This is a genomic window from Streptomyces sp. NPDC047085 (assembly GCF_040643735.1).
Classification (GTDB): domain Bacteria; phylum Actinomycetota; class Actinomycetes; order Streptomycetales; family Streptomycetaceae; genus Streptomyces.
In genome coordinates this window covers 195439-210327 of record NZ_JBEYUW010000013.1, presented here as the reverse complement: position 1 = coordinate 210327, position 14889 = coordinate 195439, and the positions used below count along the sequence as shown (strand labels likewise).

11 protein-coding genes and 1 pseudogene are annotated in these 14889 nt (G+C 71.2%); 6 read left to right on the top strand and 6 right to left on the bottom strand.

Annotation, left to right across the window (positions count from 1 at the left end; translation table 11 throughout):
- Positions 1 to 63: 63 nt before the first annotated feature.
- From ABZ865_RS34385 to ABZ865_RS34365, 5 genes and pseudogenes are all read right to left on the bottom strand, one after another.
- A complete protein-coding gene (locus tag ABZ865_RS34385; RefSeq protein WP_361239227.1) occupies positions 64 to 1512 on the bottom strand; it encodes an FG-GAP-like repeat-containing protein in 1449 nt (482 codons plus the stop codon).
- Between the two features lie 253 nt (positions 1513 to 1765).
- Positions 1766 to 1912: pseudogene (locus ABZ865_RS34380) on the bottom strand (leucine zipper domain-containing protein); the annotation flags it as partial.
- Between the two features lie 43 nt (positions 1913 to 1955).
- On the bottom strand, positions 1956 to 3995 hold the full coding sequence (locus ABZ865_RS34375; protein ID WP_361239338.1) for an ATP-dependent DNA helicase: 2040 nt from the start codon (positions 3993 to 3995) through the stop codon (positions 1956 to 1958).
- A 458-nt stretch (positions 3996 to 4453) separates the two neighbouring features.
- On the bottom strand, positions 4454 to 5038 hold the full coding sequence (locus tag ABZ865_RS34370; protein ID WP_361239224.1) for an SUKH-4 family immunity protein: 585 nt from the start codon (positions 5036 to 5038) through the stop codon (positions 4454 to 4456).
- Positions 5039 to 5284: 246 nt separating this feature from the next.
- Entirely contained in the window at positions 5285 to 5926 is a 642-nt protein-coding gene (locus tag ABZ865_RS34365) for a hypothetical protein (protein ID WP_361239222.1), read from the bottom strand.
- 193 nt (positions 5927 to 6119) lie between these two features.
- Between ABZ865_RS34365 and ABZ865_RS34360 the strand changes: the two genes are divergently transcribed.
- A complete protein-coding gene (locus ABZ865_RS34360; RefSeq protein WP_361239220.1) occupies positions 6120 to 6611 on the top strand; it encodes a cupin domain-containing protein in 492 nt (163 codons plus the stop codon).
- A gap of 415 nt (positions 6612 to 7026) precedes the next feature.
- Here ABZ865_RS34360 and ABZ865_RS34355 read toward each other — a convergent pair whose 3' ends face one another.
- The gene (locus ABZ865_RS34355; protein ID WP_361239218.1) at positions 7027 to 7257 is read right to left on the bottom strand and encodes a hypothetical protein; all 231 of its coding nucleotides are present in this window, start codon (positions 7255 to 7257) and stop codon (positions 7027 to 7029) included.
- Positions 7258 to 7769: 512 nt separating this feature from the next.
- On the opposite strand from ABZ865_RS34355, the gene ABZ865_RS34350 reads away from it, so the two are divergent.
- The 5 genes from ABZ865_RS34350 (at position 7770) to ABZ865_RS34330 (ending at position 14773) form a co-directional block, all read left to right on the top strand.
- Positions 7770 to 8729, top strand: a complete 960-nt coding sequence (locus ABZ865_RS34350; protein WP_361239216.1) for an ABC transporter permease — start codon at positions 7770 to 7772, stop codon at positions 8727 to 8729.
- Between the two features lie 241 nt (positions 8730 to 8970).
- On the top strand, positions 8971 to 9405 hold the full coding sequence (locus ABZ865_RS34345) for a thioesterase family protein (RefSeq protein ID WP_361239214.1): 435 nt from the start codon (positions 8971 to 8973) through the stop codon (positions 9403 to 9405).
- A 1240-nt stretch (positions 9406 to 10645) separates the two neighbouring features.
- On the top strand, positions 10646 to 13360 hold the full coding sequence (locus ABZ865_RS34340) for a LuxR C-terminal-related transcriptional regulator (protein ID WP_361239212.1): 2715 nt from the start codon (positions 10646 to 10648) through the stop codon (positions 13358 to 13360).
- Positions 13357 to 14085 (top strand): CPBP family intramembrane glutamic endopeptidase, encoded by a 729-nt coding sequence (locus ABZ865_RS34335; RefSeq protein WP_361239210.1) that lies wholly within the window; start codon positions 13357 to 13359, stop codon positions 14083 to 14085. Before ABZ865_RS34340 ends, ABZ865_RS34335 begins: the two co-directional genes overlap by 4 nt.
- A 322-nt stretch (positions 14086 to 14407) precedes the next feature.
- A complete protein-coding gene (locus ABZ865_RS34330; RefSeq protein ID WP_361239208.1) occupies positions 14408 to 14773 on the top strand; it encodes an HGxxPAAW family protein in 366 nt (121 codons plus the stop codon).
- Positions 14774 to 14889: the final 116 nt, after the last annotated feature.

The following is a 14889-nucleotide window of genomic DNA, read 5'->3' as shown; positions in this document are numbered from 1 at the left end:
TCGCCCGTATGCCGCATCCGTGCGGTATACGGGCGTTGTCACTGTTCCGGTGGTGATCAGCGCTCAGCCGAGCAGAGTGGTGCCGATGCCGGAGCCGGGTGCGATGCCGTAGTCCTTGAAGCCGAAGACACTGGTGTTGCTGGTGCCCAGGCCACTACTGGTGCCGTGCAGGTGCCAGACGGCGCCGCTGCCCTGGTTGTTGTAGGGGTCTTCGTAGGGGGCGGCGACGGCGAGGTCTGCCTTGCCGTCGTGGTTGAAGTCGGCGAGGCGGACCTGGGAGCCGAAGGCGTCGTTGTTCTCGGTGCTGCCGGGGATGCCGGGGCTGTCCTGTGAGTAGCGTGCCGCGCCGGTGGTGGTCAGCCCGCCGGCACCGCCGCGCAGCACCAGCACGTCACCGGCTCTGCTGACCCGGCCCAAGGACTCGTAGGGAATTCCGATGGCGAGCTCGGCGCGGTGGTCGCCAGTGATGTCGCCGATGGACAGGGCCGCGCCGAACTCGTCCTCTGCTTCGTTACTGCCGGGGATGCCGGGGGTGTTCTGGTGGTAGACGTGGCGCGTGGCACTGACGCCGCCGGGGGCGTTGGCGCTGCCGTAGTACACAGTGACGTAGCCGGCGCCGCTGCTGGGATCGGGCAGGCCGTTGGGGTAGAGACGGTAGTTGGACAGACCGACGGCGAGGTCGTCGCGGCCGTCGCCGTTGAGGTCTCCGGCTGCGACCGCGTTGCCGCCGGGGAGCTGGGTCTGTTCGGTGAAGGCGTCGGCATTGGTGGTGCCGGGCTCCTGTCCATAGACGAGGGTGCCTTTCTGGCGGACCACGGCCAGTTCGTCCTTGCCGTCGCCGGAGAAGTCACCGGCCGCGATGTTCCAACTGCCGTTACCGGTAGGGCTTTGTGAGGACACTTCGTGGGGTGCCGGCGCTGCTGTGCGAGTGAAGGTGCCCGAGTACAGCCACAAGGATGTCGCGCCGCTGACGGCGACGTCCGGCGCGGCGTCTCCGGTGAAATCACCGATGGCGATGTCGGCACCGAACATACGGGAGGGGTACGACGCCCCCGTGGGCAGGGTGAGGCCGCTGCGGAACGGGGACGTGCCGCCCCACAGGACGGTCACCGAGCCGCTCAGCGACGTGCTGCCGATGCCTTCTCCTTCGCTGCCCACCAGCAGGTCGGCGTACCCGTCACGGTTCACGTCCCCACTGGTGATGCTGCTGCCGAAGTTGTCGTCGCTCTCGGCAGTACCCGGAACACCGCTGGAGTTCTGCGTGATATAGACGTGTTTGGCGGTCAGGCCGTGGGCGGATCCGAAGGCCAGGAGAACAGCGCCGGCGTGTTCCTTGCCGCTGATCGTCTTCGCGGGCATGCCGATGACCAGGTCCCGGTACCCGTCGCCGTTGAAGTCGTCCGACAGCTTGGACGGTGCGGCGACGGCACGGTCGGCCGAGACCGCGACCAGGCTGCTGCTGAGCGAAGCCGCAATGGCCACCGCCACGGCGAGACGGACGGAGTGACGCACGAAACCCCCTGCACAACTACCGGACGCCGGGCGGCGTCCGCGAACCGGACCAGTGCCCCGCATCTCGCTCAAGCGGACCACCCGCTTGATCACGACGACGCGCAACGAAGAAGAGACTCCCAAGCAGCACCGATGGTTGTGCGCTGCACCTGAGGGCTGCCGATGGCCAGTCCGGTCCGTGGGCGGCGATGGGCCGACCACCGCCGAACCCCGGAGGCCATCGCGTGGAAGCACCGCACCGGCTCGCCGTGGGCCAGCGGGCATACCACCTGGCCAGGCAACGGCGGGAGATCCCGGAGGCCTCCGTCGCGACGTGCGCGACCGGACGCCCGGCATCCAGGCGCTCACATAGCCGGCGACGCCCTTCCGGCGTCAGCGGGGCGTTGGAATGTCCCGCCATATCAGCCCATCGCGGTACCAGCTCCGAGCGTTCGTCAGAGGCGTCATGAGGTGTGCTGTGACGCCGTGTGTACGGCGATCGTGCACAGTCTCTTGGTTGCACGCGTGAGGGCGACATACAGGTCGCGCTCGCCGCCGGGGCGGGCTGCGGCGATCTCCTCCGGGGCGACGACGACGATCGCGTCGAACTCCAGGCCGCGGGCTTCGGAAGCCGGCACGAGGCGGGCCCACTGCGCTACATCCGCGGACGCCAACTCCTCGACCCGGTCGTCCGCGCAGATCACGGCGAGCAGGTCGTCCGGGTGCGATGCCGCCTGCGCCCGAAGCTCCCCGGCCACGGTGGTGGCGACGGAGTGCGGGCAGGCGGTGAGGTGGCGGGGAGGATCGCCGTGGCGGATCGACCGGCTCGGCGTCTGACCGGGGGCGATCCGCGCCAGCAAGCCGTGGGTGGTCGCAAGGATCTCCTGGGTCGTGCGGTAGCTGACGGTCAACGTGTGCAGGGAGAACCGGTTGCCGAGATGCGGACCCAGCGCCTGGGACCAGTCGCTCGCCGTCGTCGCAGGGCCCGCCTGGGCGAAGTCACCCACCAGCGTCATCGACCTGGCCGGACACCGGCGCATCACCATCCGCCACTGCATCGCGGTCAGTTCCTGGGCCTCATCGACCACGACGTGCCCGAACGACCGCTCCGGCAGCCCGTCCACCAGGGCCGCCGCCTCATCCAGCAGCGGTACATCGGCATCCGTCCACGGGGCATCAGGCGAACGCACCAGCCGGGACCGTTCGTCGCCGGCGAGCGAGGGCAGGTGTCTCGCCAACGTGCGAGCGTCTGCCAGCAGGGCCCGTAGGACCATTTCGGGCGTCAGCCGCGGCCAGAGGGACTCCACCGCACGGTCGACGTGGGCATCGCCCCAGAGGTCCGCACGGACGGCGTCCGTGTCGAACACCTCAGCCGGATCCGCGGCGGGCGCGTCGTCGAAGCCGAGAGCCCGCAGATCGGCCTCGGCCGCGGCATCGAGATCCAGGCCCGTGCTCTCGGCGATCTCGGCGTCGATATGTTCGAGGGCCTCGACGGCGCCGCGCTCCAGGGCATCCGTGACCGCGCCGATCAGGTGCTCCTTGAACACCTCCCGCGCACGGTTGTGCGCCAGACCGCTCGCCATCGCGGCCTCCCGCGCCGCCGCGACATCCACGCTCTCCAGCCGGACCGACTGCTGCCCCACCCGGACCACGAAGCCGCCGGCAGGTGCCTGCAGGGAGTGCACCAGGTCCGCGAGCGCCTCGGCCAGCGCGGAACTCCCCTTGAGGCGCGCGACATCGAACGACTCCACGGCCGCGGGCTCCACCCGGGCCAGCTCCGCGCACGTCGCCAGGAGCACATCGTTCTCCCCCAGCGAGGGGAGCACCTGGGAAACGTAGTCGAGGAACCGCGCGTTCGGCCCGAGCACCAGCACGCCGCGCGCGGCCGCTCCCGGGAACGCGTACAGCACGTACGCCGCCCGGTGCAGTGCGACCACGGTCTTGCCTGTACCGGGGCCGCCCTGCACCACCGTCACCCCCCGATGCGGGGACCGGACGATCGCGTCCTGCTCCGCCTGCAATGTCGCCACCGCCGCACGCATGCGCCCCGTGCGCTGCGCCTCCAGCGCTTCCGTCAGCGGACCGTCGCCGACGATGTCGCCGGCCGCGGCCGACGATCCGTCCAGTAGCTCGTCGCTCACCGCACGTACCGTTCGGCCCTCGACCCGCAGATGACGCCGGCGGCGCAGCCCCATGGGGTGGAAGGTCGTCGCCTCGTAGAAAGGCCGCGCCGCGTCCGCTCGCCAGTCGACGAGCAGTGGCAGGTCTCGGTCACCCACGTGCAGGCCGAGCCGTCCGATGTGCAGGACGGTTCCGTCCGCGCCATCGACCCGGCCGAACGCCAACCCCTCCTCGGCCCCCTCCAGCCCGCGAATCCGATGTGCCAGACGCTCCGCGGCGACATCGCGCTCGTACACCTCGCCCGCGCTGTCGGCCGACGACCTCAGCACATCCGCCAGCTGGGCCCGTGCATCCGCCAATCGCTCATCGAGCAGCCGGTACATCGCGGCCACGTGGGCCTGCTCCACCTCGACCTGTCCTGCGGCATCCCTATTGAACTGCGGCAACAGCGGCCCTCCCCTCGACTCGGCCCTCCACTATGCAGCCAAACTTCTATGAAAGTAAGGCTTGACTTACTTATCCGAGTCAGCCGCCGCGGCCGGTCCGCCGTCAGGGCTCAGGTCTGGGCGGCCTTCTGGCACCGTCGGACATAAGGAGCCGACCGGGCTCGATCCCGGCCTGAAGAGATTCGAGCTCAAGGACGCTCAGCACTTCGCCGCCATGCCACGGACCTTGCCCAGACCGCCTGACGCAGCCAGCCCCACCCGGACACCGTCCATCGGCGCGTCACGCTCATTCGACACCCGCCCGGCTGCCCCGGAGCGCCCGCGCTCTCCCAGGACTTGTCGGGCCGGCGATTCACTTCCGCGTCCGGCGGCGTCGGTCCTCACTGGCCTCGTTCTCAGGCCAGCCACTCGAAGATGTCGTCCCAGAACGCAGAGTCGTCCACGAACAGGTCCTGGCCGATCATGCGGTTGCGCAGATCGGTGATGGCGGCCGCGCGTACGGCGTCGTCGGCTGACTCCAGGGCGTCGCTCGATTCGGCGATCAGCCCGAGGAGCACGGCCAGCAGGGGGAGGGAATCGGCGGCCGGTCCCTTCCACCCGGCCGCGTGGTCCCACCCGTTGGGGTCGTAGTGGGTGATGCCACCGTCCGCCGCGTCGAGCATCAGATGCTGGTCGTACCAGGTGGCCACGGTGAAACAGAAGTTCTTGGGAGGGGAGTCGTCGTCGGGGTAGCGGTTGCCGTAGATCTCGTCGGCGTCGAACGGTTCCAGCCCGTCCTCGTTCCGCACGTGCCTCGTGTCGATCCCTATCACGTCGAGGTGCACGGCGGGAAAGCCGACGGTGAGCAGGAACTCCCTCGACGGCGCATCGGTCAGCTCGGCCGGCAGAGCGGCCTCGTCCGGTCGCCAGAGCGAGCCTTCGCCCAGCCGTTCCTCCAGCCACTCCGCGTCCGGTATCAGCGGAGTGTCGTCGCTCTTCACTGCGTGGCCCCCAAGAGTTCCTCGTCGTTCGGTCATTGCCGGCCCCAGTCAATCGCATGGCCGGCCGGCGATCGACCATGGCCCTGTCGTGGGTTCGCGCAGGCGGACAGCGGTGACGACCGCGTGCCGGGGCGCGCCTGCCACGACCCGCACCGCGGTATTGTCCCGGCGGTCGTGCCGGGGTCTCGCCGACCTTCGTTTACGCGCGCGACAGCTGGGGAGGGGCCATCTCGTAGCCGGCCCGCCTCACTGCTGCGCCAGTTTCGCCAGCCATGGATGTCCGGGATGCAGACGCTTCAGCCATCCGCCGAGAACGTCGCGCCGCGCCTGACTCAGCAGCGGCAGGATCCCGTCGAAGTCGCCGTGATCCTTGGCTCGTGTCGCCTTCGCTTTGAACAACAGCACCAGCTCTGGCACCAGGTAGGGGATGCCGTCTGCAGTGCGTTCGATGATCGCGTCGTACGGCAGCCGGAGGCTCTGGTCCCGCCGACAGATCCACGTCCCGCCCTCGTGCGGCTCGCGGAAGACGTCCAAGAGGAACTGACCGCTCGCCGGATCCCGTAGCCAGGTCTGGCGCGTGGCCGCCAGCACCTCAGCTCCTGCCCTTGGCCAGATCCGTCCCGAGCCCACCGCGTCACACGCGTACTCGGGGAAGCGGTCCCGAACTTCAGTGAACCCCGCCGTCGGCACGGCGATCTCCAGATCGCCGTGGTGCCGCGACTGCTCTCCCCGGAACAAATCCAGCGCCCATCCCGCCACGATGCACCAGGGCGCGCTGACCCCGTCCAACCGCTCGGCGACCTCTTCCGGCCGCCAGGCGTCCGCCCACCGAGCGTCCAGCTCGTCCGCGTCAAGGACAACGCCGCCGGGCGGCAGAGAATCGGTCATCGGACCAACTTACTGCCGCGACCAGGCCGAGGTGGCGGCTCCTTGGCGGGCGGTCCTTGGTCGAGCAGGCCCGGAGCGCCTTGCCGCCGTTCGGACCGGGCGGATGGCCGCGACCGGCACCACGACCGTTGCTGCCGTATGCCGCTGGCTCCGTTCATGACGCGCCGCACAGCCTCTGGGTCACAATGCCCCCATGACCGATCATCAGGCCGACACGCCCGCCCGTCCGCTGCTGCGCCGTCCCCAGGACGGTGAACTCATAGACGTCGCCGGTGTCGCGCACTTCTTCCGGCTCACCAGCGAGCACACGGGTGGGCGCTTCGCCTTCGAGGAGTTCAGCCTCGCTCCTGGCACCATTGGTGCCAGGCCACACGTGCATGACGGACATGACGAGTACTTCTACGTTCTCGAGGGCGAGTTGACGCTTCACACCGGAGACGGGGAGGTGACGGTCGGCCCCGGACATCTGCTCGCCGCCACCCGCGGCACCCCCCACGGTTTCCGCAACGCGGGCCCGGCCCCCGCACGGGCCCTGTGTCTCTACACCCCCGCGGGCTACGAAAACTACTTCCGCGACGTCCACGCCGCTGTGAGCGCCGGCGCCGAGACGACCGACGAGCTGCTGGCCGAATTCCGCAGCCGTCACCGGACCAGCTCCTATCAGGTTCCCTCGCACAGGCCCTAGTTCGGGGGTGTGACGGCTGCCTCTCGCCGCTGTCATCTGGTTTCCATCAGGTACGGGCAGCGCACCAGCCCGGCGCCGGCGGAGACGTACACAGAGCGCCGGCCCCTGGTCAGGGAGGAGATCGGCGTACGCCGGGTCTGGCGGGCGCGCTGACGCTGCCCTGCGCGGACCAGGAACGAGACGCTCAGGAGCGCGGCACCTGCGGGGCGGGGCGGCGCGGTGATCTCTGATCGATTGTGAACCCCCGCTGCCGCAGACACCGTCGACCCCGCTGGGCCCGGCCCGTCGGTGTGACGACCCGCCCGGCCCGACCGCCGTCCTGAGAGCCCCTTGTCGTCGCTGGCATGCACGCGTACGTGGGCCGTGCCGAGCCCGCCGTCGGACAGCAAGCGTGTCGGCCCAGCGATCGGCCGCCCTAGCGGTACGGGCGGCTGCGGTCGTCGATCTCGATCACGGGTGCGCCCGGGGAAGGCGGTTCGACGCGCCGGCGCTTCAGGATGCTCACGTACGAGACGAGGCCGATGAGGCCGACCGCCATCATGATCAGGCCCGCAAGGGGGAGGTTGACTCCGCTCACATGCCAGTCCGTCGCGAACGTGACGATCGCTCCCACCCCGATGAGGATGATGCACCCACCTATACCCATGTCGTCCGCCTCCGTCGTCTTTTCGGGAACTCAGGGCTGGACTTGGGATCGCGTACCCGGCTCCACCACCCTCATGCTGCGACCGCGGGTTGAAGACCGGAACGAGTGGGTGTTGCCGGCTGTGAGGTGCTGCCCTGACGGGCCCTTGGGTGCTGCCGTGGCAAAAACCCATGACGACCATGGCGCAGGAAGGTTCGACGGTGGAGTAGCGGTTACTCCGCCGGGCGTGGTCGGTGCGGGCATAGCCTCGCTGGTGCCGTCCACGCCTGCTTCGTCGACGAAAGGCCGTGGAGTTTTTCCGGCGATGATCCGTAAAGCCGCTTCCTCGGAGTGACAGCCGCCGAGGGGCGGGTCGGCGTGCGCGCGTTTCGCCGTGCACGCTGCTTTTTTCTGGAGGAGCAATGAACCTCTCCCCGTCGGGGGACGTCCTCGGTGGCGCCACCGGTCACGCAGGCACAGGTGCCCACGCGCCTGGTGCCAGAGGTCGGCACAGGACACCGCCCGCAGGCGCGTTGGCCGCGGCTCTCGCGGTTGTCCAGCTGATCGTGCTGATCGCCTTCTCCTGGCCCGCCGCCCGGATGGCTCCGCATGGTGTGCCCGTCGTCGTGGCGGGCCCGCCCGCTGCCGTGTCGGACCTGACCCATCGGCTCGAGCAGCGCGCACCGGACTCCTTCGACTTCACGACCCGCGGTGACGAGGCCTCTGCCCGCCGGGCGCTGCTGGACCGTGACGCCTATGCGGCGATCACCGTTCAGCCGACGGGGGGCACGAAGGTCCTGGTGTCTTCTGCGGCCAGTGCGGCCGTGGCCGGCGCCTTCACCCAACTGGCCGGAGAGCTGTCGCACTCCAGCGGTGCCGCTGTGCCCGTGGATGACGTGCGTCCCGCACCCGCGAAGGACCCGCACGGTGCCGCGTTCGCGTCCAGCGTGCTGCCGATCGTCCTCACCGGCATGATCGGCGGTGTGGTGTTCGCGCTGAAGATCCCCAGGCGCCGATCCAAGTTCGCCGCCGTGGTGCTCTTCGCCGCGTTCGCGGGTCTCGCCAGCACGGCAGTGGCACACGGCTGGATCGGCGCGCTGGACGGAAACTACTTCGCCGAGGCATCGGTGGTCGCCCTGACGGTCCTGGCGATCTGCGCGACCGTCATGGGACTGGGCACGGCGTTGGGCGGTCCGGGTATCGCCCTCGGCATCGTGACCATCCTGCTGGTGGGCAACCCGTTCTCCGGTGTCGCCTCGGCTCCCCAGATGCTCCCCGCTCCCTTCGGCACGCTCGGGCAGCTGCTGCCCCCGGGCGCCGGCGCGAGCCTGCTGCGGTCGGTGTCCTTCTTCGATGGCGCAGCCGCCGCGCAACCCCTGACCGTCCTTGCCGTCTGGGCGGCAGCCGGCCTGGCCCTGACCGCGGTACGCCGACGGGCCGGGACCGGAGAGCCCGCCCCGAGCCCCGCCGCGGGCGGTGCCGCTTCGGCCTGATTCGGGCACCGATCTGCGCGTGGGACCTGGGACGGACCCGCGCGCAGATCGCCGTTTCCCCGGGCTGCACCGCCAGGCGCTGGCGCCGCCTGCCGCACCTCCCACACACCCACCACCGGCCGCCCTCAACCCCCGCTCCGTCCCGGCCCCCGTCCTCCATGCTGCGGGCCATGCCGCGCACGCCGCCGGCCTGCGGGGGACAGGAGGGCGTCAGCCAGCCGAACAGGAGAGACAAGCCGTCATGCCGGACTGGGATGTCACCTACCGCGGGACGGTGTACCCGTGGCACTGCGACCACATGGGGCACATGAACGTCATGTGGTACGTCGGCAAGTTCGACGAGGCCACCTGGCAGCTGTTCTCAGCCATCGGGATCACCCCGGCCTATCTGCGTTCCCGGCAGCGCGGCATGGTGGCGGTCGAACAGCAGATCGCCTACAGGCGCGAGGTGCATGCCGGGGACGTCGTACTGGTGCGCTCGGCCGTCATCGAGGCGAAGAGCAAGGTCATCCGCCTGTGTCATCAGATGGAGAACGCGGTGACCGGCGACGTGGTGGCCGTGACGGTCATCACCGGGGTCCATATCGACACCGACGCCAGGAAGTCGTGTCCCTTGCCGGAGGAGTTCATCGCTGCGGCCCGCACAAGGATCACCGACTGCCCGCCGGAGATTTAGGCCGGTGTACGCAGGCCATGCCATGCCTACACCATGCGCATGGCCCTGACGGCTCAGCCGCCCCCGCCATTCGGTCCGATGGCCCGCCGCCGCAGTGATGATCACGGCCGCGGCAACCTTGCCGGATTCGTCCACGGCTACGGCGCTGCACAGCCGCGTCCAGCCCGTGCCGAGTGCCGGGCGGGGCACAGCTGGGCGGGGTCACTGCGAGGTGCGCATCGAGGTTCCGCGGCGGTAGGCGGTGGGGTCGGTCGGGGTCCCGGAACCCGGGTTTCGGGGTCGGTCGGAGCCCCGGAGCCCCGGAGCCCGGGTCCGGCGGCGTCTTGAGCGTGGTGAGATCGTCGCCGGCACCTCTGAGGCAGGCGTTGCTCCCCGGAAATTCGTGCACCCCCGCTTCGGCCGGGCGGGTGTGGTGAAGGACCGGTGATCTTACGGATGCCGGCGGAGGGTCCGGCGTCGGAGGCTTGCGGGTCGTTGCACGTCTCGGTCGGGAGTGGTCATGGACGCGGTCCGCGCGCATCGCCTGCCGAAGGTGGCGGTGGCAGGCCTGGGAGGCCGACGCCGCCATGCCGCCGGGCCCCCTGCTCGGCCGCACGCAGCTGCCCGTACCGCCGGAGGGTGTGGTGGGTCCGGCGGGTGTCAGGGGGAGGCCGCGGCCTGTGCAGCGGGTCGCCTCGGGCCGGTGGCGGGCAGCCTGGTCCGTGCCGGCGAGGGATCGCTCTCCCGCGAACCGCCCTGTGCGCCTGGATTAGGTACGAGTGGCGCACCGGGGCGCCTGCGTGGGACCGACCGCCACGTCTGACGGCCTCCACGCCAGACGGCCTCCACGGCTGACGGCCACACGCAGGGAATCGCCCGCAGGACCCGTAGATACCCCGCCCATGGCGCCGCCCGGGGGACCCGTAGATACCCGCCCGTGGCACAGCCGTGCGCGGGACGGCAGCCCGCGAACGGCTGGCCGGCACGGCGCCCGGCGCGCCATGCGGCAGGTCGGCACGTTCCGAAGCGGGCGCCGGATCGCGGCGGTCACGCCGCCCCTGCCCCCCGTACGCGGCCGTCCCCCCGGAGTCCGCCACCCGCCATCCGGGTGGGGGTCGGGGGTGCCCCCTAATTCCTGGGGTCCCTGCCTGGGGTCGCTCCCCAATGCTGCGGACCGCCAGGCGCCGGTACCACAGAAGTGAACCCGATGGACCGATCTGCGCGACGCAATGTCGGCAGCCCACGCACGAGGGAAATCTCCATGGCTTCGGCAGTACTCGCCACCACACCATCCCTGCCTTCCCCCTTCCCCGGGACACCGGCCCTGTTCCACCTGGTCGACACCCCGGCGCTGGCCGGGCGGGATCGTGAGCTGGCGGCAGCCTTGAGCATCCTGACCAGCCGCAGCGGGCCTGGCGGGGTCCTTCTCGCGGGCCCCGCCGGGATCGGCAAGAGCCGTCTGGGCCACGAGATCGCTTCTGCCGTGCTGCCGCGCACAGGCGGTACGGCCGGGTCCGGGTACGAGCCGGGCGTCGGCGACCAGTCGGCGTCCGCCGGGGCCGGGGCCGGCCCCGTCACCGCGGTGGATCAGCTGGCGCCGGGCATGGTCCTGCCGGCGGTCCAGCGCCTGCTGCACACTTCTTCCCGCCGCCCGAGGCTGCTGTGGATCGACGACGCGCACCTGCTGTCGCCGCAGGCGATCGAGGCGCTGCTCCTGCTGGCCGGCCGGCGTAGCGACAAGCTGCTCATGGCCGTCAACACCGACGAAGCCCACCCGCACCTGCATGCGCTGTGGAAGGACCAGCACCTGGCCCGCCTGGACCTGGCCCCGCTGGACGTGCTGGCCTGCCGCCGGCTGGCCGGCGCCCTGCTCGCCGACCGGCTGACGCAGTCCAGCGTGGCCCGCCTGGCCCGGATGTCCGCCGGCAACCCGCTGCTGCTCCGCGAACTGGTGCGCGCCGCCCTCGCCCAGGATCTGCTCGTGCCCACCGGCGGCTGGTGGCACCTGCGCGAGGGCGTGCCTCTGTCGGACGCGCTGCGTGACCTGGTCGTCCGCAGCCTGAAGCCGATCGGCGCCGAGGCCCGCCGCGCGCTGGAACTCATCGCCCTGGCCGAACCCGCCCGTCTCGACATCCTCGAGGACCTCGTCGGTCTGCCCACGCTGCTGACCCTGGAGGACCACGGCCTGATCCAGTCCCTCGACCCGCGCCGGGCAGACGCCGAACGACCCGGCCACACGCTGTCCGCCGAAACCCCCGGCGACACCGGCCAGGGCAGCCGCGCCGGGCACACGCAGCCGTCCGTCGGCATCGCCCACCCCTACCTGGGACACGTACTGCGCCAGGACGTCGCCCCGCTGCGCCGCAAGCACTACCTGCTGACCTGGACCGCGGCCCTGCCCCAGCCCGCGGCACGCCCGCCCGCCGAACGGGTCAGGCTGGCCCAGTGGCACCTGGACGTCGGCGACACGCCCGGACACGAAGACCTGCTCGCCGCTGCCCGGCACGCCCTCGCGGCTCACGAACTGCCGGCCGCGTACCGCCTGGCAGGGGCCGCCTGGCGCACCTACCGGACCGCCGAAGCCGCAGAGCTGAAGGCCCACACCCTGCTGGCCTGCGCGGCCTTCGACGAACTCGACACCTTCGCGGCCTCCCTCGCCGCCGACCACCCCGCCTACGCCCCCGTCCTGGACCCCGTCCGCGCACGGGCCCTGGTCGTGGCCGGCCGCTACCGCGAGGCCGAGGAGATGACCGGCCGGCTGCCGGCGGGTGACGCCGCCCTGGTCAGTGCCATGGTCGCCTACTTCTGCGGCCACCTCGCCAAGGCCTTGCGGGCATGTGCTCCCTTGCGTGAGGACGCGCTGCCCGGCCACCGCATCGAGGCCGGACTGCTCACCATGGTCATCCTGTGCCGCCAGGGCCGGCCGCTGGACGCCCTGGAGGTCTACCGCCGGGTCCGCGAGGACGTCGCCCACCCGTCCCTGCTGCGGCCGCTGATCGAGGAGTGTCTCGAGGAGATCCACGCCGTCGCCATGCTGTTCGCCGGACGCCTCGAAGAGGCCGAGAACAACCTGGTCCGCGCCTGTCACGACGCCAACCGCAACCACGCCCTGCGCATCGACGCTCAGCGCGGACTGGCCCTGGGCTGTGTCCTGTACGAGCGCGGACGCCCCCGTCAGGCCCTGACCCACGTCGTCTTCACCCCCGCCTACCAGGTCGGCTGGCAGCCCTGGCAGCTCATGGCCCGTATCTACACCGAGCTTGCCCGCAGCTGTCTGCGCCCCGCTTCCGGCGCTAGAAGCGGCCCGGACGGCCTCGCCGACGTCAAGCCCGGGCACCTGGCCGCCGCTCTGCGGGTGGCGCGGGCCCGAGCCGCCCACCGTGACGGCGACGAGACCGCCGCCACGCGTGCCCTGTACGAGGCCGTCGACGACGCCCTGAGCCGCCATGCCTACGCGGACGCGGTCATGGCCCTGCATGAATGCGCCCGTCTCGGCCTCGCCCCCCACCCCGCGGTCCACACCGATCACCCGCTTCAGGGCCCGTTCCTCACCGCACGCCTCCATTACGCCCGCGCGATCGCCAGCGGCGACGCAACCCTGCTCGGCCGGGCCGCACGCGCCCTCGCCGAGGTCGGTGCCCACCTGTACGCGGCCGAGGGCTACGCCGAACTGGCCCGCTTGCACCGCCGGGCGGGCCGGGACCGGGCCGCGACCACCGCGACGGCCGAGGCCCGCACCCAGCTGGAACACTGTGACGACGTCGCCACCCCGCCGCTGCACTTCCTCGGCGAGACGGCCTCCCTGTCGCCGCGCGAGCGCACCATCGCCCGCCTCGCTGCCCAGGGCCTGACCGACAAGGAGATCGCCGGCCAGCTCGTCGTCTCCCCCCGCACCGTCAGCAACACCCTGTACCGCATCTACCAGAAGACCGGCGCCACCGACCGCCGCCACCTCAGAAGGCTGCTGTCCGCATGACGAGGTTCCTCACGGGATTCGCCCTGATCTGGCTCGTGCTGTACGTGACCGGGCCGCGGGTGCCGACACCGGGCACCGCAACGGCCGCCCTGACCACGACAGCGACGTGCGCGGCCACCGTGGCCGTACTCCTGCACGGCACCCCGTGGCGGGATCTGCCCACGTCCCTCGGCCTGACCCGGCCCCGCCCCCGCGCCCTGGCCGTCGCCGCCGTCGTGGCGGCCGGGTGCCTGGCCTTCTATCCCCTGTTCACCCTCCTCACCGGCTACCGCATCACGCTGCGCGCGGACGCCGCCTGGCTCCTTCTCGGCGTCTTCGCCTATCACGGCCTGGCCGAGGAACTCGCCTGGCGCGGCTACGCCTACGACCGCCTGCGCCGCGGGCGATCCTTCTCCAGCGCCGTCATGGCCTCGATGCCGCTGCTGGCCCTGACCCACCTGCCCGTGCTCCTCACCACCGGCCCGGCCGTGGGAATCGCCGCCATGACGGTCGCCGCCGTCACGACCTGGCCGCTGGCTCACCTGTACGAGCGGGCAGGCCGCAGTATCTGGGCGCCCGCGCTCGTCCACGCCGCGATCGACTCCTTCAAACTCGTCACCGTGCCCGCCAAGGCCACGGTGCCGTTCTCGCTTGCCCTGTCGGCGATGGCACTCGTGGTGCCGCTCGCCGTCTTCCCCCTCACCCGCGTCGCGGCACGTCCACGGCGCGGCCGCGCCGCCTGGTAGCCCCCACGCCAACGTCCAGAACTTTGGGCCGCGCTGCCCGCCGTCACCGGCCCCGTCCACACGGGCACCGGGGCGGGCGCGCTCACCCAACTCGGCGGCTTGACCGGCCTGTTCGGCCGCGCAGATCCGCACACCGACCGAGCAGCGCTTACTCATTCGCATCTCCGCGCGCGCCAGCACGATGGCAGACAAACCGGCGGCGCGTACGCAGCCGACGGCCGCACCGTGCACGAGCAGCGAGAGCCATGAGCATCGCAGCAGGCTTCACGCCCGGCACCGTGATGCGTCCCGCCGCCCCGATCCAAGATCCCAAAGGAGAGTCATGAGCGGAATCCACGGCGACTACGACATGGGCCACACGGTTGCCGGGTGGACCGGGACCGTGATCTGCCTGGTCGGCCTCAGCGGCACCGGCGCCGCCATGTGCGTGGGCTCGTCCCTCGGCCTCTGGGCGGGACTGGCCACGGTCGTGCTCAGTGCCCTGGTCACCTGGGGGCTGCACCTGGCGGGCTGGGGCAAGCCCACCGGTCCCCGGCCGCGCGAGGAGTGGCCCTGGCAGGTCAAGGACCCGATGACAGCCCACGCCGACTGCCTCGGCTGCCGTATGGCGGGCCGTGCCGGCAGGGCCCGCCGCCGCGAGGGCACCCCCGAACTGACGGCCGCCGCCGCTCCCGCGGAAACCTCCTGAAACAGACACAGCAAACGCCTGCGAAGGCCGACGCCAGCGCCTTTCCCGAGTCCCGGTACCCCTGTGACCGCTGTGACCGAGGGGACAAGTGAGCGCAGACCACGCCACAGAAAGAG